We start from the raw sequence: 23,632 nt of genomic DNA, 5'->3' as shown, positions 1-23,632 counted from the left end.
CCGCTCCCGCGCTCTCCAGCACCGCAGCTTCCGCTGCCGTTGAGGCGCAGGTTTAGAGCCATTCCGAATAACCCGGAAAAGGGCCGCAGGCAATTGCCTGCGGCCCTTTTTGCTGCGCCGGTGCAGTGGCAGAATGTCCCGCAGAACGGCAGCATCCAAGCACCATCCCCAGGAGCTGATCGCATGGCTGATTCGAAAAGCGCCGGACCCGACTACGGCAATGTGCCGGTGATTGCTTCCGGCATCATCGCCGGGTTCGTGGCCATTACGACGGCGGTGGTTTCCACGGGCGGTGCCGAGAACGAACTGCGCTGGCAGCTGGGGCTTGCGGCCGGGTGCATCACGTTCATCGTGTGCCTGCTGACCTTCCTGCTGATGATCATTGCGGGCAAGCCCAATCCCGATTCGATGGGACACGGTTCCGGCGTTAACCGCCGGTTCGGCGCGGTTCCGGGCTCCGAGGACAAAGACCCCGAGGATCCCGGAAAAGGCTCATAGGTTTGGGCGGCCGGTTTCCGGCCGCCCAAACCTGTTCCTTCCCGCTTACTGGTAGTTAGCTCCGGCTGCCGCGGCGCCGTTTCCTGGCAGCTACAGCTGCTCCGCCCGCAGCGATCAGGCCGGCCCCAAGTGCCAGGAAGCCCCCGGCAAACTCAGCGCCGGTGGACGGAAGGCGCTTCTTGCCCGGCCGGTCCGGAACTGGGCGCGGTGCCGGCTGTGTGGAGGTGTAGGTGTTGACCACGCGCAGCTCAGCTGCCCCGGCGGCGGTGATGCCAACGGGTTCGGGGAGGTCCGTGCTGACGTCCAGCCCGCTGGTCACGCCGGTGGCCGTTTCCGTCACCGCGCACTCAGTGCCCTGGGCCAGTCCCCCGAAGGTGGACATCACCTCGCCCGTGGCTCCGGCCGCAACAGGCACTGTTTCATCCAGCACCGTCTCCTCCGCCAGGGTGCACACCACGTTCAGCACTACTTCACCCTGATGTCCGGCCGCTGCACCCGCGATCTGCTTGGTGACGACCAGGGTTCCGGGATTGAAGGTGTAGGTGTTAGTCACCGTTGCCTCGCTGGCGGTGGCTGCGGCTATGGTCACCGGTTCCGGCAGGACCGTGGTGACGGCGACGGCGTCGGTCGCACCGCTGCCGGGTTCAGTGACCGCACACTCGGTACCCACGGGCAGGTCCTCGAACTCCTGGGTTTCCGTGCCGGTGGTTCCGGCGGGGATCGTCACCGTCTCATCCAGCACGGTCTCGCCGTTCAGTGAACAGGTGATGCCCAGGACAATGTCGTCCTGTGCGCCGGCGGCTTCGCCGTCGATCACCTTTGCCACAGAGAGCGAACCGGGATTGAAGGTGTACGTGTTGGTGACTGCGGCTTCAACACCGGCACCGGCCGCGATGGTTACCGGTTCCGGCAGCACGGTGCTGACGCCAACTGTTTCCGTTGCGCCGTCCTGCGTCTCCGTGACCGTGCATTCGGTGCCTACTGCCAGGTCCTTATACTGGGTCGATTCAGTGCCGGTCGAATTTGCCGGGATGGTGAACGTTTCGTCCAGGACCGTTCACCATCCCGGACACAATCCTGCGCCCGGTCCGCCACCAGAGGGGCGGCCAAATCCCCGGCCGTTAGGACCGGATAATCCTCCGCTCCCGCGCCACCGCGATGGCAGCGGTACGGTTGTCCACCCCGAGTTTCTCGTAAATGTGGACCAGATGGGTCTTGACGGTGGCCTCGCTGATGAACAGGCGGCGGGAAATGGCACGGTTGGACATGCCGGTGGCGAGGAGCTCAACCAGCTCAATCTCGCGTGCGCTGAGGGAAGGAGCGGGATTGCGCATCCGCCCCATCAGCCTGGCGGCGACTTCCGGGGCCAGAGCGGTCTGCCCGGCCGCAGCCGATCGGGCCGCATCCCGAATGCTGTTCGGCGGGGCGTCCTTGAGCATGTAGCCGCTGGCACCTGCTTCCACCGCGGCGAGGATATCTGCGTCGGTGTCGTAGGTAGTCAGGACCAGCACCGGCAGGTTCGGAAACTGCTCCTTGATCCGCCGGGTCGCCGTGACTCCGTCCATGCCCGGCGCCATCTGGAGGTCCATGAGCACCAGGTCGATTTTCCCGCCTACCGCGGACTCACGTTCAAGGATCCGCAGAGCTTCATCCCCGTTCGCGGCTTCGTCGGCGACGGACACGTCCTCAAACCCGGAAAACATGGCGCGCAGCCCGGCCCGCACTACGGGGTGGTCATCCACCAGGAGTACCCGCAGTTCAGCCACGGTTTTCCTTCCCTGCTTCTGAAACGGGTTCCTGTGGATCGGGCGCCGCCGCTGCCAGCGGTTCGGGAAGCGGAAGCCGGATTCCCACTGCCGTGCCCTCGCCCGAAGCTGATTCAATGTCCAGGCTGCCTCCCAGCGCTTCGACCCGGTTCGCAATGGAGATCAGCCCGTAGCCGGTACCGTCCCGGCGCGGGCCCGAGCGGGCACGTTCGGCGGCCGCATCGAATCCCCGGCCGTCGTCGAAAATGTCCAGCGTGATGTCCCCGCCGAGGAAGGCCAGCGTGACCACTGCCCGGCCGGCGTCCGCATGCTGGAGGACGTTGGCCAGGGTGGCCTGGACCGCCCGCAGCACGGCAACTTCGTAGGGCGCCGGAAGCGGTACGGGATCACCCTCCAGCCGGAAACTGCAGACAAGCTCCCGGCCCTGTGCAGCGGCACGTTCCTGCACCGAATGGCAGGCCCGGGCCAGACGCTCCGCCAGGGATCCACGGGCGTCCTCCGGTTCGCGCAGGTCCCGGACGAAACGCCGGGCCTCGGCCAGGTTCTCCGCCGCGGTGTCCTCAACCGTGTCCAGCCTGCTGCGCACGGTTTCGAGGTGTCCGCCGTTCAGGGCTTCGCGGGCAGAGCGGCTCATCAGCACGATGCTCGCCAGTCCCTGGGCCAGGGTGTCGTGGATTTCGCGGGCCAGCCGCTCACGTTCTTCCAGCACTCCCTGTTCGCGCTGGCTGCGCGCCAGTTCTGCACGGGTGCGGCGCAGCTCGTCGAGGGCTTGTCCCTGACTGGTCACCTCGGCGTACAGCGCCTGGTAGGCAAGCGCCATGATGACGGCGAATGCCGCACCGATCAGGGGCCCCAGCAGCATCGCGGCATGGAACTCGCCGGCGTGCGCCCACTGCGCCGCAACGACGGCTGCAGTGGTCACCGCAACGGTCAGGAGGGCCGGGCGAAGGGGCAGCAAATGAAGCTGCAGGAAGAACAGCGGAAAAGCCAGCCAGGAAAAGTCGGGACTGAGCAGCAGGAGCACCGCCCACAGCCCGGTAACCACCGCCAGCCAGGCCAATCCGTGCCGGTCCGGATCAAAGCGCAGTCCCCGGCGCCGCTGCGCGCCGTCGGAGGCCCGTTTTTCGGCGACCGTACCGATCACATAGACCGCAGCCAGCACAGCGGAAAGCAGCAGGGCTGCGGCGGATTTCCAGGACAGCGGAGCCATGAGCAGCATCCGTCCCACCGCGACGGCCAGCAGGAGGGCAAACCCGACGTGCAGGGCCAGGCGCAGCACACGCAGGACCCGCTCGCCGGCCCGCGGCCGGCCCAACTCAGCGGACATAACGCCAGCCTAGCCACCGGGCCGCGGCCGGCGCATCAACCGAATGGTTGACCGCCCGCTGCACCGTTTGATGCGCGCGGACCGTACGGTCCACCGATGCCGGACAGCCCTCCCAGCGGAAGAGTTGAAGCAGGGGAAATCCCTGAAAACCGGTCTACAGACGACTACACGATCAAAGGAAAATCCATATGTACCTGGCCCTGCGAGAAATGCGCTTCGCGAAAGGCCGTTTCGCCCTGATGGGAACGGTCGTTGCGCTCATCAGCTTCCTGCTCGTGATGCTCTCCGGCCTCACGGCCGGCCTGTCCGACCAGTCCACCTCCAGCATCAAGTCCCTTCCCGCCGACGAGGTGGTCTTCGGCGCGCCTGCGGGCACCGAGCCCAAGACGTCCTTCACCGAGTCCTCGGTCACTCCCGAACAGCAGCAGGCGTGGCAGGATGCACCCGGTGTCAGCAGCGCCGAGCCGCTGGGCATCACCCAGGGACGCATCCAGGCCGGCGGCACGGCTTCTGCGGCGATCTTCGGCGTGAACCCCGGCAGCAGCCTCGCCCCGGAGGGCGTTTCGCCGGGGAAAGCGGTGGTCAGCCGGCAGTTTGCCGATGACCTGGGGCTGAAGCCCGGCTCGGACGCGTCCGTCAACGGCCAGCCGTTCACCGTTGCGTCCGTGGTGGACGATCAGTGGTACAGCCATACCCCGGTTGCCTGGATCTCGCTGTCTGACTGGAAGGACGCTGCCCACACCGAACCGGACGTTGCCGGTACGGTCCTGGCCGTTGATTACGACGGCGGCACGCGGGACGGTGCCGCGATGGACGCGGCGAACAGCGCCGCCGGAACCACCAGCCTCGAGCGCTCCGACAGCCTGACGGCCCTGCCCGCCTATTCCTCCGAGAACGGCTCCCTGCTCATGATGCAGGCCTTCCTGTACGGAATTTCTGCCCTGGTGATCGTGGCATTCCTAACGGTCTGGACGCTGCAGCGCACCCGGGACATCGCCGTACTGCGGGCACTGGGCGCAACACGTTCCTATGTGCTGCGCGACGCGCTGGTCCAGGCCGCCGTCATCCTCGCCGCCGGTGCCGCAGCCGGAGGCCTGCTCGGGATCGCCGCAGGCACCGTGGCCGCCACGGCCGCACCCTTCGCCGCCACCGCTGCCACCACCGTGCTGCCGGTTGCCGGCGTCTTCGTCCTTGGCCTCGCCGGGGCAGCGCTCGCCGTCCGCCGCGTCACCAAGGTTGATCCCCTTCTGGCCCTGGGCGGGAACTGATCCCGCCGGAACTGCCACCAGCTACAGACAGGAACACCCCATGAACAACACCAGCACAGCCCTGATCCTCAAGAACGTCACCCTCGAATACCCGGACGGGCAGAACAACACCATCCGGGCGCTGGACAACGTCAGCCTGTCCGCCGTCCGCGGCACCGTCACCGGACTGGCGGGACCCTCCGGTTCCGGCAAGTCCAGCCTGCTGGCGGTCGCGGCAACCCTGATCCCGCCAACCTCCGGAACGGTGGAGGTCAACGGGTCCGACGTCGGCGGGCTGGATGACACCGGCCGGGCCCGGCTGCGGCGGGAGGAAATCGGGATCGTTTTCCAGCAGCCGAACCTGCTGCCCTCCCTCTCTGCCGTGGAACAGCTCGTGGCCGTGGCGCACCTGCGCGGCGAATCCACCGGCCCTGCTGCGAAGCGCGCGGCGGAGCTGCTTGGCGTCGTCGGGCTGGGCGGACAGGCGAACCAGCGCCCGCATCAGCTCTCCGGCGGCCAGCGGCAGCGCGTGAACATTGCCCGGGCGCTGATGGGGAACCCGTCGCTGCTCCTGGTGGACGAGCCCACCGCTGCCCTGGACCATGAGCGCTCCGCCTCGATCATGAAGCTGCTCCGCGAGGTCACGGAGGAATTCAATGTAGCCACCATCCTGGTGACACACGACGTCGAATTCCTTCCGCTGGCGGACGTGGTGGTGCGGATGAGGGACGGCGTGCTGACCCTGCCGGCGGCGGTGGACACGCCCTAGTTACCCCACCGACCGGGAAACGTGCCGCAGCCAGCGGCCGACCGTCTCGAGTTCCTCCTCGGTGAACCCATCGGTGATGAGGCTGTTGAGGTCGCTGATCGCTTCGCGGACGTCCGTCAGGGCGTCCTCGCCCGCTGCGGCCAGGTTCACCCGGATTGTCCGCCGGTCCTGCGGATCCGGTTCCCGGCGGACCAGCCCGGCCTGCTCCATCCGTGCGAGCAGCCCGGAGGTGCCCGCAGCTGAGCCGTGAATGGCTGCTGCCACTTCGCCGGTGGTGGTCCCGGGCGCAGCCGCAACGTGGAAGAGGACGCCCGCTGCCGGAGCGCTTATACCGCGGCTGCGTCCGCGGCGGCTGATCCACCGTGCCAGCCGGCGTTCGGCTTCCAGGGTGAGGAAGACCAGCCGCGGTGACTTGCCGGACTTCATGACCCGGTGATCCCTGCACGGGCTGACAGCCAAGCGGCGGCGTCGGGCCACAGCACGGCTCCCGGACCCCGGCGAAAGTAACCCATATGGCCTATCGCCGCCACGCCGATGCCGGCCGGGGAATAGGTGCGGGTTTCCACCTTCGCGTTCACCAGCTGCCGGGCGATCACGCCGATCTGGGACGGAGTTGCCCACGGATCGTCGTCCAGCCCCACGCAGAGCACGGCCGTGCGTACCCGGGCGGTCCGCTCCCTTGCATGCATGGTCGGGTCGTCAAAGAAATAGCCTGGGGTGCGGGACCACCGGCTCCATTCGAGCATGGCCGCGGCGGGCATGTCCTCGCCAAGACCCAGCCGCTTTCCGGGAACGTAGCCCAGTACCCGGGCCAGGCCGGGTCCAGCCACCCGGAGAATCAGTTCAACCCGGGCCCGCTCGGCACGGTCCGGAATGGCCGCAGTCACGCCGGCGTGCGAGGCCACGGTCATAAAGCCGCGGAGGTCCTGCCCGCCGTTGTTCAGTGCCAGCGCGTGCCCGCCCAAGCTGTGCCCGACGGCGAGCTGCGGCAGGTCAGGATACCTCGCACGCAGCCAGGCCGCGGCCGCCGGAACGTCCATGTCCATCCAGTCCCGCATCCGCAGCCGCCGGTTCTCCCGCGCAGTGCCGGAAGCCCCGGTACCGCGGTAATCGTAGGTCAGGACGGCAAAACCACAGGTTGCCAGATACTCCGCAAAACCGCTGTACAGCCGCTGTGGAACGGCGGTGGCCGGATGGATGGCGACGACGGCCTGCGGGTCACTGACCGGCGGCAGCCGCAGAACTCCGCTCAGGCTGTCCGCGGTTCGGACACTGATGCTGACCAGTTCCGAAGGTGCCCCCGGCACCTCGATATTTCGCATGCGAAATACCATAAGCCCGCTTCTGTGCGCGCACCAGTGCTGCCCGCTGTGACCTTGGAATTACCGCTGCAAACATCGAAGTCAGCACATTAGCGCACAGTAACGTTGCGTAATTCGTGCCAAGTTAGGTTAGGCTAACCGTGCTGCGGATTTGAGTCCGCACACGTCACCTTCAAACGCCGCACGAACCCTCCGTGGCGGCGAGCATCCTAGGAGTACCCCTTGCGCTACCCCCTGCCCAAAAAGGCCCTGGCAATCTCGGCCGCGGCCATCCTGGCCCTCACCCTCGGAGCCTGCAGCACCGATGCTGCCGACGCCGAACCGGCCGCAAGCAGCTCACCTTCCTCCGAATGGCCACGCACCATCACGCACGAAGCCGGCGAGACGGTCATCGATGCCAAGCCGGAGAACATCGTCTCCACGTCCCTTTCAGTCACCGGCACCCTGCTTGCAATCGATGCCCCGGTCACTGCAACTTCTGTGAGCAAGGCCCGCGGCGGTACCGCGGACGAGAACGGTTTCTTCGCTCAGTGGGCGGACGTCGCGATCGAGCGCGGCATCGATCCTCTCTACACCATTGGCGAACTGGACCTCGAGGCCGTCATCGCCGAGGACCCTGACCTGATCGTCGTCTCCACCTCCGGTGCGGATTCCGTGCTGGACCAGTACGACACCCTGAGCGAGATCGCGCCGACGATTGTGGTCAACTACGGCGACCAGACCTGGCAGGACCTGGCCGTAGAGCTGGGCGAAGCCACCGGCCTGGAGGACGAGGCCGCCTCCGTGGTTGAGGAGTTCGACAAGTCGCTGGCCGAAGCCGCCGAGGCACTGGCCATCGAAGAAGGCACCACGGCTTCGATCGTCAGCTACAACGCCGGCGATGTCTCCCCCGTGGGCAAAGGCGCCGGTCCGCACGCCCAGCTGCTGACCGCCCTTGGATTCACCGTCGCGGAACCGGACGAGCAGTACGACACTTCCACACAGAAGCGCGAAGACTTTGCCTTCACGTCCTACGAAGGTCTTTCCGCTTCCGTGACCGGCGACTACACCTTCCTGATCAGCTCCACGGAGAAGACCGTTGAAGAGTTCAGCACGGATCCGACGCTGGCAAACCTGCCCTCAGTGAAGGCCGCCCAGGTCTATTCAATGGGTCCGGAGTCCTTCCGACTGGACTACTACAGCGCCGGCGACATCGTGGACTGGTTCAGCACCTCCTTCCCCGCCGCCAAGTAGCCGTCCCGCCAACCGAATTCAGTGTTCAAGACACCGCGCAAGCAGCACCGGCAGACAAGTACCTGGGCCCTGGGCCTGGGCCTGCTGGTGCTGCTGGCGTTTGCCAGTTTCGCCTCGGGGTCCCGCACCATCGCGGTTACCGATACCTGGGCGGCACTCACGGCGTTCGATCCTTCACAGGACGCACATCTGCTGGTCCGCGAACTCCGCCTGCCCCGCACCTTCCTGGCCATTACGGTTGGCGCCGCTCTCGGACTGGCCGGTGCGCTGATGCAGGCGCTGACCCGTAACCCTCTTGCGGAGCCAGGCTTGCTCGGCGTCAATGCCGGCGCCGCATTTGCGGTGGCCATCGGCCTGGGCTTCTTCAACATGCGCAGTCCCTACGAGTACATGTGGCTGGGCTTCGCCGGGGCGGCAGCCACCTCGGTCCTGGTGTACCTGCTGGGCCGTGCGCACGACGCCGGCACCAACCCTGTGCGCCTGGTCCTCGCCGGGGCGGGACTTTCAGTAATGCTGGGTGCAGGCACCAAGATCATTCTGATTGGCGGCCCGGACGAGACCGTCACCGCCTACGCCGCCTGGGCATCCGGCTCCCTCCAGGGCCGCGGCTATGACGTCCTGCCCTGGGTCCTGGGCGCCTGTCTCGTCGCCGTGCTGGCGGCCCTGCCTCTTTCCCAGAGCCTGGATTCCCTATCCCTTGGCGCCGACCTGGGCCGCACCCTGGGGGTGCGGATCCGCGCAATCTGGATCCTTGGAGCCGCGGCGTTCCTCCTGCTGGCCGGAGCCGCCACGGCAGCCGCCGGTCCCATCGCATTTCTCGGCCTGGCCGCCCCGCACGTCGCCCGGCTGATTACCGGACCCAACCACCGCCGCCTGCTGCCGCTGTCCATGCTCTTCGGAGCGTTGCTGCTGCTCTTCGCAGACGTGACCGGCCGCCTGGTTGCCGCACCGGCGGAGATCGGTGCGGGGGTCATGAGCGCACTGGTTGGCGCACCCTTCTTTATCGCCCTGGTCCGGCACCGAAAGCTGGCAAAACTATGACCGTTGCCAGAACCAATCCCACCCGCACCTTGGCGCTTGGCCCGGTGCGCCTGCGTTACCGCCGGCGGACACTGGCAACCGGCGCAGTCCTGCTAATGGGCGCCGTCGTTCTTGGCGTCGCCGGCATGCAGACCGGCACCATTACCCTGGCGTTCGGCGATGTGCTGGCAGCGGTCTTCGGCCAGGGCGAAAACCGGAGCGTGAAAGTAGTCCAGAAGATCCGGCTGCCGCGCACCGTAACGGCCCTGGGGGTTGGCGCCTGCCTTGGTGCTGCCGGTGCCACCTTCCAGTCGATCTCCCGCAACGCCCTGGGGTCACCGGACATCATCGGTTTCACCACCGGAGCGGCCACCGGAGCCGTGGCCCAGATCGTCCTGTTCGACGCCGGCCCCGCAGCCACCGCGCTGGCTGCAGTCGCCGGGGGCCTGCTGGCAGCGGGCATTGTCTACCTGCTCTCGCTCAGCGGCGGAGTCACGGGCGGGTACCGGCTGATCCTGATCGGGATCGGCATAGGTGCCATGCTCACCGCCGTCAACACCATCCTGCTTGCCAAGGGGGATTCCGACCTCGCCGCCGAGGCGCATCTGTGGCTGGCCGGGTCGCTGTCCGCGCGGAACTGGGGGCATGTGGTGCCGGTGCTCATCGCCGTCGTACTTCTGCTGCCGGTGCTGCTGGCTCAGTCCCGCAACCTGAACCAAATGGAAATGGGCGACGATGCTGCCCGCGCACTGGGCATCCACACTGAACGCACGCGCATCTGGACCATGGCCGCAGCCGTGGGACTTACCGCCGTGGCGACGGCCGCGGCGGGCCCGATTGTCTTCGTGGCCCTTGCCGCGCCACAGCTCGCCTCCCGGCTGACCCGGTCCCCCGGCGTCCATGTTGGCACCGGCGCCTTGATGGGCGCCGTGCTGGTGGCCGGGTCGGACCTCATCTCGCAGCACCTGCCCATCCAGGCCGCAGTGCCAATCGGACTGATGACCGGTCTGGTGGGCGGCGTTTACCTGCTCTGGCTCCTGACCCGCAGCAAGCAGGTCTGAACCATGTCCCCCAAGGAGATCCCCATGGAAGACGTCCTCTCCGGCCGCGGCCTCACCATTGGCTACGACGGCAGAACCGTCTCAGAACACCTGGACGTTCGGATTCCACCCGGATCCTTCACGGCCATCATCGGCCCGAACGCCTGCGGCAAGTCAACACTCCTTCGCGCCCTCTCGCGGCTGCTGAAACCTCAGGCGGGACAGGTATTCCTGCAGGGGAAGGACATCGATTCCTATCCAACGCGTGAGGCAGCGCGCCGGCTGGCCCTCCTGCCGCAGAGTTCCACTGCACCGGACGGCATTACGGTGGCCGATCTGGTAGCGCGGGGCCGTTTCCCGCACCAGTCCCTGCTGCGCCAGTGGTCCGGCGCCGACCAGGAAGCGGTCTATGCGGCACTGGAAGCCACCGGTGTGCAGGATCTGGCAGACCGCACGGTGGGTGAGCTTTCCGGCGGACAGCGGCAGCGGGTCTGGTTGGCACTGGTCCTGGCACAGGACACGCCCGTGCTGCTGCTTGATGAACCGACGACGTTCCTGGACATCTCCCACCAGCTGGAGGTCCTGCGCCTGTGCCGCACGCTGCACCGGACCGGCAACTGCACGCTGGTGACCGTGCTGCACGAACTGGGCCTGGCTTTCCGATTCGCCGACCACATCATTGCCATGAAGGACGGACAGATCCTCGCCCAGGGAACGCCGGAGGAGATCGCAACGCCTGAACTCATGAAGGAGATTTACGGAATCGACGCCTTGGTCATCCCCGATCCGGCCACCGGAGGACCGCTGGTGGTGCCTCTGGAGCCGGGACACACCGTCCGCAGCATAGCGGGCATTGAAACACCGATTAACCTGGGAGCTCCTGCATGAGCGGCCATCTGCTCACAGTTGAACGCATCGAAGACCTGACCCCGCGCATGCGGCGGGTCCACTTCGGCGGTCCCGGAGTGGCCGGCTATGTGCACGCCGGGCCCCACCTGCCCAACGTCAAGCTCTATTTCCCCGTCCCGGGCCGGCCACTTGACCTTCCAGAACGCGGCGAGCGCGGCTGGGCATGGGCACCGGGCCAGCGCGAACGGGTCCGCACCTACACCGTGCGCAGCCTCGCAGCCGACGCCGCGTCGATGGCCGTGGACTTCGTGCGGCACAGCGGACCGTCCGTCGCCGCGTCCTGGGCGGAAACAGCGGCACCCGGAGACCAGATAGCTGCCCTCGCCGGCGGAGGCGCAGTGGCGGGCGATGCTCACTGGATCCTGCTCGCAGGCGACGAAACCGCCCTCCCTGCCATTGCCGGGACCCTTGAGCGGTGCGGCCCCCGGCAGCGCGGCCTTGCCCTCATTGAGGTAGCCGGACCAGAGGAAGAACAGGATCTGTACGTTCCCAAGGGCGTCGAGCTGCGCTGGCTGCACCGGCGCGGGGCAGAGGCGGGTACCACCACCTTGCTCTCGGATGCCCTCGCCGCGGTGGAGTATCCCCCTGCCGAACTCGCTTCCGGACAGGTGCAGGTCTGGGTGTCTGCGGAATCCGCCGTCGTCCGCTTTGCCCGCAGCGACTTGAAGAGGCGCGGTTTCGACCGGCGGCAGCAGCTGATCATCGGCTACTGGAATCGGGGCATCAATGAAGTCGCTTACGGCCGGGCCACTGACCATGACCGGGTGGACGGCGAACTGGATACCATCCTTCCCGGCCAGGACCACACCCGTAAGCAGGCCTCCGGCAATGGCCGCTAGCCCTGCGCCTGCCGTACCCGGGTTCCCACCTCCGCGCTTGCCGGTCCCCCAGCCCCCGGCCAAGATCCGCGTCCTCGCCGGATATTTCCGCTCGCACTGGGAGGGGCTCTCTGCCCACGAGCGGCACCAGCTGCTGGCTGACTGGGATGCCTTAGCCCTGCCACTGGTTGAAGACGCCCCCGACGGCGACCCTGGCCAGCGCGCAGTGACTTTCCTTTACCGGGACGCCTCTGCGGCTGCGGTGATCCTCTCCGCAAATGCCATGGTTCATCCGGACAACCTGGACGCCTGCGAATTTGAGGACCTCCCGGACGGGTTGTGGGCACTTACCTGGCAAATGCCCGCTGATTGGGAGGCCAGCTACCGGATCACTGTGCACCATGGGCGCGCAGCGCCGCCCTGGCGTACAGCCACGGACCGCCGGGCCGTCCGGGTGGCCGCGGACGGCGGCGGACCGGACCCACGGAATGCGGCGCTGTCCACGGGCATGTCAGGATCCGCGACGTCGGTGCTACGCCTGCCCGCTGCGCCGCTCTCGCCTTGGCTTGCCGCACCGGTTCCGGCAGCAGCAACGGGCACCAGCATCATGGGCTTCGGAGCCACCGGCGAGGTAGCCGAGACCCGGTGCCGGGCCGGCCGGAGGCCATCGGGTTCCCGGCAAGTCCTCGGCGACTTCGTCCGGCACCTGGAACTGCGCCGATATCGGGACACCGCTGCCGGACGGCTGCGCAATGTCTGGCTCTACCGCCCGCGCGCAGCCCTGGGCGGGCCAACCCCGCTGCTGGTACTGCATGACGGACAGGTGTGGGCCAAGTACCAGAACCTGCAGGGCACGCTGGATGCGGTGATCGCCGCTGGCATCCTGCCGCCGCTGCACGTCGCCATGGTGGACTCAGTGGATGTGCCCACCCGCTCACGTGAGCTTTCGGGCCCGATCGGGAGCGTGGACTTCGTCGCACAGAGCCTCATTCCGGACCTGCGCCGGTCCCTTCCGCTCACGCGGGACCCCCTGCAGACAGTTGTATCCGGCGCCAGCTATGGAGGGCTCGCCGCACTGTGGCAGACGGCCAGGTATCCTCAGGCCGCGGGAACTGCCTTGGCGCAGTCGCCGTCACTCTGGCGTTACGACCTGGACCAGCCGCTTCTTTCCGCGGCCGGCCGGATTCGTGTGCGTCTGCAGGCCGGACGCTACGAGCCAAGCATCCACGCACCATCATCCGCACTGCACGCCGTCTTGACAGAGAACGGAGTCGATTCCGGTTTCCAGTCCATTTCGGGCGGGCACGACTGGGCCTGGTGGCATCCCTGGCTAATTCACGGTCTGGCAGGTGTCTTGAGGGAATGAGCCCGGCCTGCTGCTAGGGCGTGTCCCCGGGATACTCGTCCCCGGAATCCCGGGGGTAGTCATCCTCGCCGTCCGGCGCTGTGCCGTCGCGCTCCTGGTCCAGCCGGTCGGCCTCAGAACCTCCCGGCAGCAGCGGATCACCGTGCGCCTGGACGGGGTCGTCAGCGCCGTTGTCTTCTTCCGGATCCGGCACCGCCGGCAGCTGCTGTTCCAGGGTGTCCTCTTCGTTGCCGGAAGGGATTGCAGGTTCTTCAAAGGGCGTAGCCATTGCGGATTCTCCTTTGCAGCACGTGCTCGCACTGCCCTGCCAGCGGCCGGGCAGCAGAGCGCGGGAAATACCGGGATTAATACCCTATGCCATAAGACTGCTGAGGAAGCGGGTCCGCGCAGGCGCGAATAAGTAGCCTGGCTAGTATTCCGGTGGGCTAGACTTGTCCGCATGCCTGAACACGCCAATCCAACCGGGGCCGGTTACTGGTACGGTCAGTCACCTGACACCGCAGGCGGCGTGGACGTCCTCAACGCGCTCCGCGCCTACCGCGCCGCCGAGGCGGCCATGCGCCGCCGCACCCGCGACTCAATGCGGATGAATGAGACGGACCTGCTTGCCATCCGCTACGTTATGCAGGCCCGCCAGGCCGGTAAATCCATTGGCCCCAAGGACCTCTCCCGCGTCCTGAGTATCTCCACGGCCTCCACGACCGCCCTGATCGACCGGCTGCAGAAGGGCGGCTACCTGACCCGGCGGCCGCACCCTACAGACCGGCGCGCACTGGAGATAATCCCTACAGAGAACGCTGACCATGAAGTGCGTGAAACCCTCGGCAAAATGCACCGGAAAATGCTGGAGACCGCCGAATCGCTGAGCCCTGAGGAGGCCGGTACGATTACCCGGTTCCTGCAGGAAATGACACGGGTATTGGAGAGCGACGGGTAGTATAAGTCTCCAAACTTTACTTACCAGGAGCCTTACATTATAAATAGTCTAGCTAGCTAGTTGCTAGCCTACCTATCGAAGGGTGCAGTTCATGACGGTCGTAGATTCACAGCAGGTCCCCGCTTACCCCGCCCCAGACGAAGACTCCCTCTCCTCCCTCGCAATGGCAGCCTCCAACCTGGAAGCACAGCAGTGGGCAGTAGACCGCGCGGAGCAGGTCCTTACCGAACTGGTGCAGAGCGCCGTCAGTGAAGGACTGGAGACCGGAAGCATTGCAGCAGTGGCCGGCCTGACGCCGGAAGAAATCGAAAAGATCTCAGCCGAAGGCACCGTCGCCTAGGCCTGGAAGCCCCCGCCACGCTTCTCGCCGCCGCCGCAGGAACGCGTCATATAAGAACTCCCAGCCCGAGTCCCCCCACCTCGCGCTAACGTGTTCCATGACACATCCGCAGCTGCAAAGGAGAAGCGTGGCGGTTTTCAGCAGGACCCGAAGGACGCCGTCCGTCAGGGCGGGACTGGCACTGACCGGTGTGCTCCTGATTGGCGTAAACCTCCGCGTAGCCTTCGTCTCCGTGGGGCCGCTGCTCGCAGACATCGGCCGCGAATTCGACTTCAGCAGCGCCCAGTCCGGCCTCCTTACAGGACTGCCCCTCATCGCCTTCGCATTGTTCTCCCCCCTTGCCCCGGCAGTGGCACTCCGGACCGGACTGGACCGTGCCCTGTGGCTTTCACTGGCCCTGCTGGCCGGCGGGACCATCTTCAGGTCCACCCCGGTTCCCGCCGCTCTCTGGACCGGAACCATCCTGATCGGCATCGCGATTGCCTTCCTCAACGTGCTGCTCCCTTCGCTGATCAAGCGCGATTTCCCCGGCCGGATCAGCCAGCTCACCGGCCTCTACATTGCCGCCCAGAGCCTGGTCACCGCCCTGGGGGCCGCCGTCGTCGTCCCTGTCTCCCTGATCCCGGGTTCCGGCTGGCGCCTCGCGCTGGGGATCTGGGCCGGGCTGGCGCTGATCGCCATGGCAATTCTGCTCCCGGGCCTGAAACGCGGAACGGCCGACGGCGGCACCTCCGGCCCGGCAGCGCCGGCGCCGTCCGCGCCGGCCCGGTTCCGCTCCCCGTGGAAAACGCTGCTCGGCTGGCAGGTAACCCTGTTCATGGGCCTGCAGTCCGTTGGATTCTTCGTGGTGACCACCTGGCTGCCCAGTATTGAGCGCGATCAGGGCATTTCCGAAACCGCATCCGGGCTGCACGTCTCGGCGTTCCTGGTAGTGGGCACTGCCTCATCCCTGCTGACCGGGGCCATCCTGGGGCGGTTTGCGGACCAACGGCTGCTGGGCATGGCGGGCAGCCTGTTTGCCATGGCCGGTTTCCTCGGGCTGCTCGTTGCCCCGGGCCTGTCCCTGGCGTGGGTGGTTGTCAGCGCCACGGGCTGCGGCAGCATGATTGTCACCGCGCTGTCCCTGTTCAGCCTGCGGACCACCAACCATGTCCAGGCGGCAGCCCTGTCCGGCATGGCCCAGTCCGTCGGCTATGCCATCGGTGCCGCCGGACCCGTGCTCTTCGGTTTCCTGTACGACCTCAGCGGCGGATGGACGGTTCCGCTGGCTGCGAGCGCGGGGATCATGGGGCTGAGCTGTGCCATGGCCTTCCTTGCCGGCCGAGACCGGGTACTGCCGGAAAGCCCGCGGCAGCGGCCCGCGGCGCCGGCGGCATCCTAGCGCGCCGGAGCCTGGTTCCGCTCGTAACGCCAGTCGCTGCCGCGCATCACCAGGCGGTGCCGGCCGCCGGGCTGCCCTGCGCCGTCGGCCGGGTACTGCTCGTCGCCGTGCCAGGCAATCACCGCGTCCGGCTCATAGCCGTCAAGCAGACGGCTGCTGAAGGTCTCCGGCGTAGCCGCAGCGGCAAATCCGAGGGCGGCGGCGGCGTCCGGGAACTGCTGGAGCAGCGTCAGGGTCACGAAGGTCGGAGCGACCAGGAGCATCTTGCCCAGGCGGTGCAGCTCCAGGGCCGCCGCGGGCGTCAGCCACGCGGAATCGATCAGCTCGCCGGGGTTCAGCCGGATTTCACCAGCCGGGGCCGGCGCCAGGAAGAACCAGGTGCGCAGGCGTTTGGGCGCCTGCAGCGGAGGGATCCAGCAGGACAGTTCCACCAGCGACTCCGGAGCCAACACCAGGCCGGTCTCCTCAACCGTCTCCCGCACTCCGGCGATCCGGGCCGCCGGCAGATCCAGTTCCGGATGCCGCGGCTCAGCCTGGAGGTCCGGAGGCACTGACCCTGCCGCCGCGTAGTCCTCGGGATCCACCCGGCCGCCGGGGAAGACCCAGGCCCCGGCGAACGTGCCCGTGTGCCGCGGCCGCTCCAGCAGCAGGACTTCGATCCCCTGCGCCCCATCGCGCAGCAGGACCACCGTCGCGGCTGTGCCAACCAGTGTCATCATTCCCCTGTCATTTCCCTGTCCAAGGACTTGCTTCCTCCATGGATCGTAGCGAACGCAAGCCCGGGGCCGCGCACCGTTGCCCGGGGCCCGCGGGTGCACTTTCATGGATAACCAGGAGGCACAGCCATGGACCCTTCCGCAGGCAAGGCGAAGTACGACGTCAAAAAGGAAGAACGGGAACTGTACGCACCCGGGCGCAGCTTCACGCTGGTGGAGGTGCCTCCGCAGCGTTTCCTCGCGGTGGACGGGCACGGCAACCCGAACACCTCCCCGGAGTACTCCGACGCCGTCCAGGCACTCTACGCGGTGGCCTATTCCCTCAAGTTCACTGCGAAACGCAGCCTGGGACAGGACTCGGTGGTGGCGCCGCTGGAAGGCCTGTGGCGTGCGGAGAATCCGGATGTATTTGTGCAGGGGAACAAGGACTCCTGGGACTGGACCATGCTTATCAGGCAGCCGGAATGGATTACCCCGAAAATGGCCACAGCAGCGGCCATGGACGTCCGGGCCAAAAAGAACCTTGACGCAGCAGCCGGTATCCGCTGGCTGGCACTGCATGAGGGTCTGTCCGTCCAGCTGCTGCACATTGGTTCCTACGACGACGAGGCTCCGGTCCTGGCCCGGCTCCACCATGAGTTCATGCCGGCCAACCAGCTGGAATTCAACGGTGACCACCACGAGATCTATCTCAGCGACCCGCGGCGCACTGCGCCGGAAAAGCTCAGGACCATCCTGCGGCAGCCCGTTCGCAGAAAATAAAACAATCTACCTATTGCAATGTTGTACGTGACACACCATAGTGTGAGTCATGGATCAAGACCTGCTGGGTGGACATCTCCAGGAACTGCGCCGGGGAACCGTGGTGCTGGCCTGCCTCTCCATCCTGAAACGGCCCGGCTACGGCTACGGCCTGCTTGAAGCCCTTGAACAGGCCGGCTTCGCGGTGGAGGCCAACACCCTCTACCCGTTGCTGCGCCGCCTTGAAAAACAGGGGCTGCTCACCAGCTCCTGGGATACCGAAGAGGCGCGTCCGCGGAAGTTCTACACCACCAGCGAGCAGGGCACCGAGCTGCTAAACGCCCTGCTGAAGGACTGGGAAGCGCTCCACGCCTCAATCCGCCAGCTCAACGAAGGACAACCATCATGAGTACCCTCACCGACCGTTATGTCTTTGCTGCACTGAAATCCATCCCAGAGGCCCAGCGTTCGGACATTGAGCGGGAGCTGCGCGGCTCTATCGCGGACGACGTCGAGGCACGCGTCGAGGCGGGCCAGCCGGCGGCCGAAGCGGAGAACGCGGTCCTCGCCGAACTCGGGGATCCGGCACGACTGGCAGCCCAGTACAGCGGCCGGCCCCTCTACCTGATTGGGCCGGACCTCTTCCTGGACTGGTGGCGGCTGCTGAAGACCCTCGCCGTTATTCTCACGCCGCTCGCGTTAGTCGGTTCGGTCGTGGTGCAGATGGCCCTTGATCCCGGCAACCCCGCCGGAGCCTTCGGCACCGCAGTCGGCACGGCCATCAGCGTGCTGGTGCACCTCGGCTTCTGGGTCACACTGGTCTTCGCGATCATCCAGTTCAACGGCACCCGGCGGAAGGACCTGGGTCTGCAGCCCTGGTCGCCGGCCATGCTGCCCCAGGTTCCGCGGAAGTCCCAGGTCTCGCTTGGCGACACCATCGCCTCGGTAGTGCTCGCTGCGTTCTTCATCGGCGTGCTGCTCTGGCAGCGGGTGGGTTCAGTGATGTACCTGGACGGTGAACCCGTGGTGCTGCTGCAGGAGAGCCTGTGGAGTTTCTGGCTGCCGTACGTGATCGTCCTGCTGGTGATCGAGGCGGGTTTCGCCGTCGTGCTTTATCTGGCCGGACGGTGGACCTACGCGTTTGCGGCAGTGAATGCCGTGCTGGCGCTGGCGTTCACGGTGCCGGTGCTGTGGCTGCTGTCCACGGACCAGGTCTTTGACTGGACCTTCCTGGCGAACGTCGACTGGGGTGCGGACGTGTCCGGCTGGATCAGCGGAATCACCGCTGCGGCGGTCCTGTTCATCGGGCTGTGGGACATCGGCGATGGTTTCATCAAGGCCTGGAAGTCGGGCCGGCTGGCACCGGCCCCCGCTGGGGTTCGGTAGTTACAACGACGGCGCCGCGCGGGCTGATAACCCGGGCGGCGCCGTCGTGCGTATCTGTGTCTTAGGACCGGCTGCGCTGCAGCCAGGGCTGGAGCAGGCCGGTGACCCACGGCAGCACCCAGTAGGCCATGATCGGGGTGAGGATCGCCGTCGTAATCAGTACCCGAAGCGGTATGGCGAGGGCCTCCCAGTCCGGGAAGCCCAGGCCCACCAGCCAGGTGAAGGCCAGGTTGACGGGGAAGAACCCCAGCCAGATGGCCACGGCCTGCTTCCAGCGCGGCGGCTTGGCGGGGGCCTGAAGGTCGGTGGTGGACGAGGGCGCGTCGAACCAGCCTTCAATTCCGGTGCGGCGGGTGACTGTGCGGTCTTCAACCATGTCCCGGCCGCGTTCCAGCCATTCCCGCCGCGGTTCTGAATGTTCCCAGGCATCCAGTGAGGATGAGTCGGCGAAGCGGTACAGCATGTGCCATTCATCGGAGGTGGCGGAGGCGCGGACCCATCCGGAACCAAGGAACCCCGGCCAGGTATTGGCGAGGTTGACGCCCTCCTGGACCCAGTGGGTGGCCTCGGACACGCGGCGGGGATCGACCCGCCGGGTGATGGAGACCGTCACCGCCTCCGGCCCATGGGCCGGAAGGGTGTCAGTGTGCGTTGATGTCATGCCTCCAAGTATCCGGGCGGGTTTGGCGGGCGTCGAATTCCCGGAACGTGCTTCCTGCCACATCCGGCCGCTGGTCAGCCGTACAGCTCCGCGGCGAGGCTGAGCATCGCGGCCACACTCCGGGACTGCCGCAGGGTAGCCGGCCACACCATGGAGACGGGCACCGGACGCACCGCCGGGCGCAGTGGCCGCACCACCAGCGGACGGCCCTCATAGGACAGCTCTCCCGCGGGCTGCTGCACCAGAATGGCGTAGCCCATCCCCCGTCCCACCAGCGAGCGCGTCACCTCATAGTCCGTGGTCCGGAACCGCACGTTCGGCGTCAGGCCCGCGTCGCCGAACATGGTCATGGTGTTCTCCCGGCTAGGGTCCACGTCCAGCAGGATCATGGGTTCGGACGCGACGTCGGCCAGCGACAGTTCGGTGCGCTCCGCCAGCGGGTGCCCGGCGGACAGGACGACGGCCGGTTCAGCGGCGAAGAGCGGCTGCCGGTTCAACCCTGCCGGAAGTGAGAGATCGTAGGCGATGGCGACGTCGAGCTGCCCGTCCGCCAGCCGCCGGTGGATTTCCGACTGCGGACCGTCATAGAAGTCCAGCTCTACCAGCGGATACCGCCGCCCGTAGTGTTCGATGAGGCGGGCCAGCACCGTAGGCGCCAGGGTCAGGTAGCAGCCCAGCACCAGTGACCCGCGCACCTCGGCGTCCGTGCCGCCGGCGTGCAGCTGCAGGTCCACGGCGTCCACCAGCAGGTTCCGGGCCCGGCCCAGCACGCCCTGCCCGGCCGTGGTCAGCGTGATGCCGTGCGCCTTCCGCCGGATCACCAGCTGCGCGCCAAAGGCCCGCTCCAGATTGTTCAGCGCCCCCGCCACGGCGGATTCGGAGACATGCAGGCTTTCCGCCGCGGCCGCAATGCTGCCCTGGTCCGCAACGGCGGCAAACACTTCCAGCTGCCGCAGGGTGTACCGGAGCATGCAACCTCACTCAAAGCGTGGATATTCAAAGATTTCTTGTACTTTACCGGGGATATGACGCAGGGCACACTGATAGCCAGGCGGGTGCCGCCGCGACGCTTACGAGGAGATCACCGATGACCACCCCGGATACCCAGTCCCCCAGCTGTCCCTATTCCGGGGTGCCGACGGACCACGACGGCGCTGCGGCCGCACCCGCCGCGGCTCCTCTCCCCGGCCCCTCAGGACCGGAAGCGCCCGTAGCCGATTGGGTCACCATTCCCGACCTGTACCGGGACCCGTTCCCGATCTACCGGCGGATGCGCGAGGAAGCCCCGGTGCACTGGGTGCCCGCGGTAAACCGCTACATGGTGACCAGCTACGCGGCCTGCCACACGATCGAGCAGGACGACGAGGTCTTCTCCGCCAATGAAACCGGTTCGCTGATGAAGCGTTCCATGGGCCATTCAATGCTGCGCAAGGACGATCCGGAACACCGGGTGGAACGGGATTCCTACGGATCCACATTGCGTCCCGGCACCATCAAGAACCACTGGAAAGCCCTCTTCGAGGCGAACAATGAGAAGTACCTCGGCGAGCTGGAAGCCAAGGGGCAGGGCGTCGACTTCGTCTGGGACTATGCGGCACCCTACGCCGCAGAGAACCTGCGTCTGGTCTGCGGATTCCACAACGCCACGCAGCAGGACCTGCAGCGCTGGAGCCAGACTATGATCGACGGCACCGGCAACTACGCAGACGACGCCGGGGTCTGGGAAAAGAGCGCCCGCTCCTCCGCCGAGGTGGATGCCGCGATCGACGAGATGCTGCCGTACTTGCGGGAGAACCCGGACCACTCGCTGCTCTCCGGGCTGGCTTCCATGCCGATCCCCCTGGAGGCCATCCGCGCCAACCTGAAGATGACCATCGGCGGAGGACTCAACGAACCCCGCGACGTCCTGGCAACCACCGTCTGGGCCCTGCTGAGCAACCCGGACCAGCTCGCTTCGATAAATGGTGATCCCAAACGCTACGCCGCCGCATTCGAGGAGTCCGTCCGCTGGGTGGCGCCGATTGGCATGTATCCGCGCCAGGTCACTCGGGACACCGTATTGGAAGGGGTCCAGCTGCCTGCGGGAGCCCGGGTGGGGGTGGTCCTCGGGGCCGCCAACCGGGATCCCGCGGTTTTCGAAGATCCGGAAACCTTCAACATCCACCGCCCCAGGAAACCCCATCTGGGCTTCGGCGGCGGCGCCCACTTCTGTGCCGGCACATGGGTGGCCCGTGCACAGGTGGCCCAGGTCGCCATGCCGGCCCTCTTCGATCGCCTGCCGGGCCTGCGCCTGGACCCGGACAACGCCTCCGTTGATGCCGGCTGGGTCTTCCGCGGCCTCGTCAAGATGCCCATCCTCTGGGGCTAGACCTCCATCCCTGCTTTTCAAGGAGAACCATGAGTACCATCACCTTTATCCAGCCCTCCGGCGTGCCCGCCGTCGTCACCGCGGAACCGGGCACCTCGCTGATGCGCGCTGCCGTCACCAACGGAGTGGACGGCATTGTGGGCGAATGCGGCGGCCAGGCCATGTGCGCCACCTGCCACGTCTATGTCCGCCCCGAGTTCACCGCGGCACTGCCGGAACCCAGCGACGACGAAGAGGAAATGCTGGACTGCACCACCGCCGAGCGGACGGAGCTTTCCCGCCTGGGCTGCCAGATCAAGGCCTGCGCGGAACTGGACGGGATCATCGTCGACGTTCCTGCGGAACAGGTCTGAGATGTCCGTAGTCATCATCGGCGGCGGGCAGGCAGGCCTGCAGGTTGCGGACTCTCTGCGCAGCGGGGGCTACCCGGAGGCCATCACCGTCATCGCGGACGAGCCGGGCCTGCCCTACCAGCGCCCTCCCCTGTCCAAGGACTACCTGGCGCCGGAGTGCAGCCCCGCACCCCTGCCGCTGCGCGCGGCGTCGTTCTTCGCGGACAAGGACATCACGCTGCGCAGCGGCGTGCGTGCCGCCGCCGTGGACCGCAACGCGCGGACCGTCACTCTGGAGGACGGTAGGCAGCTGGACTACCGGCACCTGGTCTTCGCCACCGGTGCCGCGAACCGGACGCTCACCTGCCCTGGCGCGGACCTGCCGGGGGTGCATCTGCTGAGGACACTGCCCGACGCCGAGCGGCTGCATGCGGATCTCGCTGCGGCCCGCCGCGTGGTGGTGGTGGGAGCCGGCTTCATCGGGCTGGAAGTTGCTGCCGCGGCGAAGGCGCGCGGCTGTGAGGTGACCGTGCTGGAGTTCGCGCCGGGGCCCATGGGGCGCGCACTGAGCCCTGCAATGGGCGCCTGGTTCGCCGAAGCCCACGCGCGTGCCGGGATCCGGCTGCGGTTCAACGAAGGCATCGCCTCTCTCGAACCGGGCATGGACGGCCGGGTCGGGTGGGCGGTGTCCACGAGCGGCGCCCGGTACCGGGCGGATCTGGTGGTGGCGGGCATCGGCGTCGTGCCCAATGACGCGCTGGCCGCCTCGGCCGGGCTGGAAACCCGGAACGGCATAGTGGTCGACGCCGCGCTGCGCACCTCGGATCCGTCGGTCCTGGCAGTGGGCGACTGCGCCAGCTTCCCGTCCGCACACGCGGGGGCGCGGATCCGGGTGGAGTCGGTGCAGAACGCCACGGACCAGGGACGGCACGCGGCGCGGACCATCCTTGGAGCGGCCGAGCCGTACACGGACCTGCCGTGGTTCTGGAGCAATCAGGGAATCCTGAGGCTGCAGATTGCCGGCCTCTCCGCACCCGGGGACCAGCTGGTGACCAGCGGGGACCCGGAGTCCGGGAAGTTCTCTGTTTTGTGCTTCCGGAACGGACGGCTGGCTGCTGTGGAGTCGGTCAATTCGCCCGGTGAGCATCTGGGTGCCCGCAAGCTCCTGGCGGCCGGGATCAGTCCGTCGCCGGAAGAGGTTGCCGGCCCCGGATTCAGCTTGAAGACGCTGGCGCGGCAGGCCGTCGCGGCGTCGTCCTCTGTCTAGTACCTGCCCCCCTCTCCCTCCCCCTCCCCCATCGAGAGGCCAGTTACGGCTCTTTTGAGCCCGGCTAAGTCAAGTGGTGGGTGCAACGCTGGGGGTTAGGCTGCTGGTTGCAGCAGCATGTTCAGCCGGTTGGCTGGGGTGTCCATGTCCAGGGTTGGTCTGGGTCTGCGGTTGAGCTTTGCTGCGAT

General features: G+C 67.0%; 27 protein-coding genes. 18 read left to right on the top strand and 9 right to left on the bottom strand.

The features are described from left to right. The first annotated feature begins 183 nt into the window (after window positions 1-183). Window positions 184-498: a hypothetical protein gene (locus NGB94_RS07820; RefSeq protein WP_325790057.1), complete on the top strand. Its 315-nt coding sequence runs from the start codon at window positions 184-186 to the stop codon at window positions 496-498. 55 nt (window positions 499-553) lie between these two features. On the opposite strand, the gene NGB94_RS07815 is transcribed toward NGB94_RS07820, so the two are convergent. From NGB94_RS07815 to NGB94_RS07805, 3 genes are all read right to left on the bottom strand, one after another. Continuing rightward, window positions 554-1,549: a DUF5979 domain-containing protein gene (locus NGB94_RS07815; RefSeq protein ID WP_325790194.1), complete on the bottom strand. Its 996-nt coding sequence runs from the start codon at window positions 1,547-1,549 to the stop codon at window positions 554-556. Window positions 1,550-1,619: 70 nt separating this feature from the next. Then, on the bottom strand, window positions 1,620-2,264 hold the full coding sequence (locus NGB94_RS07810) for a response regulator transcription factor (protein WP_325790056.1): 645 nt from the start codon (window positions 2,262-2,264) through the stop codon (window positions 1,620-1,622). Next, window positions 2,257-3,591 carry a sensor histidine kinase gene (locus NGB94_RS07805; RefSeq protein WP_325790055.1) on the bottom strand — a complete coding sequence of 445 codons (1,335 nt, stop codon included), beginning with the start codon at window positions 3,589-3,591 and terminating at the stop codon, window positions 2,257-2,259. The genes NGB94_RS07810 and NGB94_RS07805 overlap by 8 nt, the downstream gene beginning before the upstream one ends. 188 nt (window positions 3,592-3,779) lie before the next feature. Between NGB94_RS07805 and NGB94_RS07800 the strand changes: the two genes are divergently transcribed. Together NGB94_RS07800 and NGB94_RS07795 are read left to right on the top strand one after the other, a co-directional pair. Further along, window positions 3,780-4,859 (top strand): ABC transporter permease, encoded by a 1,080-nt coding sequence (locus NGB94_RS07800; RefSeq protein ID WP_325790054.1) that lies wholly within the window; start codon window positions 3,780-3,782, stop codon window positions 4,857-4,859. Window positions 4,860-4,899: 40 nt separating this feature from the next. Next, a complete protein-coding gene (locus tag NGB94_RS07795) occupies window positions 4,900-5,607 on the top strand; it encodes an ABC transporter ATP-binding protein (protein ID WP_325790053.1) in 708 nt (235 codons plus the stop codon). Here the strand turns inward: NGB94_RS07795 and NGB94_RS07790 are convergent, their stop codons facing one another. Together NGB94_RS07790 and NGB94_RS07785 are read right to left on the bottom strand one after the other, a co-directional pair. After that, a complete protein-coding gene (locus tag NGB94_RS07790) occupies window positions 5,608-6,033 on the bottom strand; it encodes a MarR family winged helix-turn-helix transcriptional regulator (protein ID WP_325790052.1) in 426 nt (141 codons plus the stop codon). After that, a complete protein-coding gene (locus NGB94_RS07785) occupies window positions 6,030-6,929 on the bottom strand; it encodes an alpha/beta fold hydrolase (protein WP_325790051.1) in 900 nt (299 codons plus the stop codon). The genes NGB94_RS07790 and NGB94_RS07785 overlap by 4 nt, the downstream gene beginning before the upstream one ends. A 222-nt stretch (window positions 6,930-7,151) precedes the next feature. On the opposite strand from NGB94_RS07785, the gene fepB reads away from it, so the two are divergent. Genes fepB through NGB94_RS07755 form a run of 6 tightly spaced genes read left to right on the top strand, consistent with a single transcriptional unit; the run spans window position 7,152 to window position 13,315 of the window. Next, entirely contained in the window at window positions 7,152-8,162 is a 1,011-nt protein-coding gene (gene fepB, locus NGB94_RS07780; RefSeq protein ID WP_325790050.1) for a Fe2+-enterobactin ABC transporter substrate-binding protein, read from the top strand. Between the two features lie 21 nt (window positions 8,163-8,183). Further along, window positions 8,184-9,203: an iron ABC transporter permease gene (locus NGB94_RS07775; RefSeq protein ID WP_325790049.1), complete on the top strand. Its 1,020-nt coding sequence runs from the start codon at window positions 8,184-8,186 to the stop codon at window positions 9,201-9,203. Then, window positions 9,200-10,243: a FecCD family ABC transporter permease gene (locus NGB94_RS07770; RefSeq protein WP_325790048.1), complete on the top strand. Its 1,044-nt coding sequence runs from the start codon at window positions 9,200-9,202 to the stop codon at window positions 10,241-10,243. The genes NGB94_RS07775 and NGB94_RS07770 overlap by 4 nt, the downstream gene beginning before the upstream one ends. 3 nt (window positions 10,244-10,246) lie before the next feature. Then, window positions 10,247-11,110 carry an ABC transporter ATP-binding protein gene (locus NGB94_RS07765; protein ID WP_325790047.1) on the top strand — a complete coding sequence of 288 codons (864 nt, stop codon included), beginning with the start codon at window positions 10,247-10,249 and terminating at the stop codon, window positions 11,108-11,110. Beyond that, on the top strand, window positions 11,107-11,970 hold the full coding sequence (locus NGB94_RS07760; protein ID WP_325790046.1) for a siderophore-interacting protein: 864 nt from the start codon (window positions 11,107-11,109) through the stop codon (window positions 11,968-11,970). Before NGB94_RS07765 ends, NGB94_RS07760 begins: the two co-directional genes overlap by 4 nt. Before the next feature lie 37 nt (window positions 11,971-12,007). Further along, a complete protein-coding gene (locus tag NGB94_RS07755; protein WP_325790045.1) occupies window positions 12,008-13,315 on the top strand; it encodes an enterochelin esterase domain-containing protein in 1,308 nt (435 codons plus the stop codon). 13 nt (window positions 13,316-13,328) lie between these two features. Here NGB94_RS07755 and NGB94_RS07750 read toward each other — a convergent pair whose 3' ends face one another. Continuing rightward, window positions 13,329-13,583 carry a hypothetical protein gene (locus tag NGB94_RS07750; RefSeq protein WP_325790044.1) on the bottom strand — a complete coding sequence of 85 codons (255 nt, stop codon included), beginning with the start codon at window positions 13,581-13,583 and terminating at the stop codon, window positions 13,329-13,331. Window positions 13,584-13,754: 171 nt separating this feature from the next. On the opposite strand from NGB94_RS07750, the gene NGB94_RS07745 reads away from it, so the two are divergent. The 3 genes from NGB94_RS07745 (at window position 13,755) to NGB94_RS07735 (ending at window position 15,973) form a co-directional block, all read left to right on the top strand. After that, window positions 13,755-14,252 carry a MarR family winged helix-turn-helix transcriptional regulator gene (locus NGB94_RS07745; protein ID WP_325790043.1) on the top strand — a complete coding sequence of 166 codons (498 nt, stop codon included), beginning with the start codon at window positions 13,755-13,757 and terminating at the stop codon, window positions 14,250-14,252. A 91-nt stretch (window positions 14,253-14,343) separates the two neighbouring features. Further along, window positions 14,344-14,592: a hypothetical protein gene (locus NGB94_RS07740; protein ID WP_325790042.1), complete on the top strand. Its 249-nt coding sequence runs from the start codon at window positions 14,344-14,346 to the stop codon at window positions 14,590-14,592. Between the two features lie 127 nt (window positions 14,593-14,719). Then, a complete protein-coding gene (locus tag NGB94_RS07735; protein ID WP_325790041.1) occupies window positions 14,720-15,973 on the top strand; it encodes an MFS transporter in 1,254 nt (417 codons plus the stop codon). Here NGB94_RS07735 and NGB94_RS07730 read toward each other — a convergent pair. Then, window positions 15,970-16,692, bottom strand: coding sequence for an NUDIX hydrolase (locus NGB94_RS07730; RefSeq protein ID WP_325790040.1), 723 nt, complete (start codon window positions 16,690-16,692; stop codon window positions 15,970-15,972). The genes NGB94_RS07735 and NGB94_RS07730 overlap by 4 nt on opposite strands. A gap of 126 nt (window positions 16,693-16,818) precedes the next feature. On the opposite strand from NGB94_RS07730, the gene NGB94_RS07725 reads away from it, so the two are divergent. The 3 genes from NGB94_RS07725 to NGB94_RS07715 are packed head-to-tail and all read left to right on the top strand — an operon-like array spanning window position 16,819 to window position 18,816. Next, window positions 16,819-17,451, top strand: coding sequence for a GyrI-like domain-containing protein (locus NGB94_RS07725; protein WP_325790039.1), 633 nt, complete (start codon window positions 16,819-16,821; stop codon window positions 17,449-17,451). Window positions 17,452-17,500: 49 nt separating this feature from the next. Next, window positions 17,501-17,839: a PadR family transcriptional regulator gene (locus NGB94_RS07720; protein ID WP_325790038.1), complete on the top strand. Its 339-nt coding sequence runs from the start codon at window positions 17,501-17,503 to the stop codon at window positions 17,837-17,839. Continuing rightward, complete coding sequence (locus NGB94_RS07715) at window positions 17,836-18,816, top strand: permease prefix domain 1-containing protein (protein ID WP_325790037.1); 981 nt, start codon at window positions 17,836-17,838, stop codon at window positions 18,814-18,816. The genes NGB94_RS07720 and NGB94_RS07715 overlap by 4 nt, the downstream gene beginning before the upstream one ends. A 61-nt stretch (window positions 18,817-18,877) precedes the next feature. Here NGB94_RS07715 and NGB94_RS07710 read toward each other — a convergent pair whose 3' ends face one another. Both NGB94_RS07710 and NGB94_RS07705 read right to left on the bottom strand, forming a co-directional pair. Next, a complete protein-coding gene (locus tag NGB94_RS07710) occupies window positions 18,878-19,477 on the bottom strand; it encodes an antibiotic biosynthesis monooxygenase (RefSeq protein WP_325790036.1) in 600 nt (199 codons plus the stop codon). Between the two features lie 74 nt (window positions 19,478-19,551). After that, entirely contained in the window at window positions 19,552-20,448 is an 897-nt protein-coding gene (locus NGB94_RS07705) for a LysR substrate-binding domain-containing protein (protein ID WP_325790035.1), read from the bottom strand. 116 nt (window positions 20,449-20,564) lie between these two features. Between NGB94_RS07705 and NGB94_RS07700 the strand changes: the two genes are divergently transcribed. From NGB94_RS07700 to NGB94_RS07690, 3 genes are read left to right on the top strand one after another with little or no spacing between them, the layout of a single operon-like run. Continuing rightward, on the top strand, window positions 20,565-21,845 hold the full coding sequence (locus NGB94_RS07700; protein WP_325790034.1) for a cytochrome P450: 1,281 nt from the start codon (window positions 20,565-20,567) through the stop codon (window positions 21,843-21,845). A gap of 29 nt (window positions 21,846-21,874) precedes the next feature. Next, window positions 21,875-22,198, top strand: coding sequence for a 2Fe-2S iron-sulfur cluster-binding protein (locus NGB94_RS07695; RefSeq protein WP_325790033.1), 324 nt, complete (start codon window positions 21,875-21,877; stop codon window positions 22,196-22,198). 1 nt (window position 22,199) lies between these two features. Then, window positions 22,200-23,444: an NAD(P)/FAD-dependent oxidoreductase gene (locus NGB94_RS07690; RefSeq protein WP_325790032.1), complete on the top strand. Its 1,245-nt coding sequence runs from the start codon at window positions 22,200-22,202 to the stop codon at window positions 23,442-23,444. The last annotated feature ends 188 nt before the right edge of the window (window positions 23,445-23,632 follow it).

Source organism: Arthrobacter koreensis, assembly GCF_035792275.1.
In the GTDB taxonomy this organism is placed as follows: Bacteria; Actinomycetota; Actinomycetes; order Actinomycetales; family Micrococcaceae; genus Arthrobacter_B; species Arthrobacter_B koreensis_A.
The sequence above is the reverse complement of the archived record's forward strand: the minus strand, read 5'-3'. Positions and strand labels throughout refer to the sequence as shown.

Excerpts from the sequence above, each read along its gene's own strand:
- NGB94_RS07760 (WP_325790046.1), top strand. The coding sequence starts at position 11,107 with ATGAGCGGCCATCTGCTCACAGTTGAACGCATCGAAGACCTGACCCCG.
- NGB94_RS07805 (WP_325790055.1), bottom strand. The coding sequence starts at position 3,591 with ATGTCCGCTGAGTTGGGCCGGCCGCGGGCCGGCGAGCGGGTCCTGCGT.
- NGB94_RS07750 (WP_325790044.1), bottom strand. The coding sequence starts at position 13,583 with ATGGCTACGCCCTTTGAAGAACCTGCAATCCCTTCCGGCAACGAAGAG.
- NGB94_RS07745 (WP_325790043.1), top strand. The coding sequence starts at position 13,755 with ATGCCTGAACACGCCAATCCAACCGGGGCCGGTTACTGGTACGGTCAG.
- NGB94_RS07705 (WP_325790035.1), bottom strand. The coding sequence starts at position 20,448 with ATGCTCCGGTACACCCTGCGGCAGCTGGAAGTGTTTGCCGCCGTTGCG.
- NGB94_RS07785 (WP_325790051.1), bottom strand. The coding sequence starts at position 6,929 with ATGCGAAATATCGAGGTGCCGGGGGCACCTTCGGAACTGGTCAGCATC.
- NGB94_RS07700 (WP_325790034.1), top strand. The coding sequence starts at position 20,565 with ATGACCACCCCGGATACCCAGTCCCCCAGCTGTCCCTATTCCGGGGTG.
- NGB94_RS07740 (WP_325790042.1), top strand. The coding sequence starts at position 14,344 with ATGACGGTCGTAGATTCACAGCAGGTCCCCGCTTACCCCGCCCCAGAC.
- NGB94_RS07725 (WP_325790039.1), top strand. The coding sequence starts at position 16,819 with ATGGACCCTTCCGCAGGCAAGGCGAAGTACGACGTCAAAAAGGAAGAA.
- NGB94_RS07790 (WP_325790052.1), bottom strand. The coding sequence starts at position 6,033 with ATGAAGTCCGGCAAGTCACCGCGGCTGGTCTTCCTCACCCTGGAAGCC.
- NGB94_RS07800 (WP_325790054.1), top strand. The coding sequence starts at position 3,780 with ATGTACCTGGCCCTGCGAGAAATGCGCTTCGCGAAAGGCCGTTTCGCC.
- NGB94_RS07695 (WP_325790033.1), top strand. The coding sequence starts at position 21,875 with ATGAGTACCATCACCTTTATCCAGCCCTCCGGCGTGCCCGCCGTCGTC.
- NGB94_RS07765 (WP_325790047.1), top strand. The coding sequence starts at position 10,247 with ATGTCCCCCAAGGAGATCCCCATGGAAGACGTCCTCTCCGGCCGCGGC.
- NGB94_RS07770 (WP_325790048.1), top strand. The coding sequence starts at position 9,200 with ATGACCGTTGCCAGAACCAATCCCACCCGCACCTTGGCGCTTGGCCCG.
- NGB94_RS07730 (WP_325790040.1), bottom strand. The coding sequence starts at position 16,692 with ATGATGACACTGGTTGGCACAGCCGCGACGGTGGTCCTGCTGCGCGAT.
- NGB94_RS07720 (WP_325790038.1), top strand. The coding sequence starts at position 17,501 with ATGGATCAAGACCTGCTGGGTGGACATCTCCAGGAACTGCGCCGGGGA.
- NGB94_RS07710 (WP_325790036.1), bottom strand. The coding sequence starts at position 19,477 with ATGACATCAACGCACACTGACACCCTTCCGGCCCATGGGCCGGAGGCG.
- NGB94_RS07795 (WP_325790053.1), top strand. The coding sequence starts at position 4,900 with ATGAACAACACCAGCACAGCCCTGATCCTCAAGAACGTCACCCTCGAA.
- NGB94_RS07820 (WP_325790057.1), top strand. The coding sequence starts at position 184 with ATGGCTGATTCGAAAAGCGCCGGACCCGACTACGGCAATGTGCCGGTG.
- NGB94_RS07715 (WP_325790037.1), top strand. The coding sequence starts at position 17,836 with ATGAGTACCCTCACCGACCGTTATGTCTTTGCTGCACTGAAATCCATC.
- NGB94_RS07690 (WP_325790032.1), top strand. The coding sequence starts at position 22,200 with ATGTCCGTAGTCATCATCGGCGGCGGGCAGGCAGGCCTGCAGGTTGCG.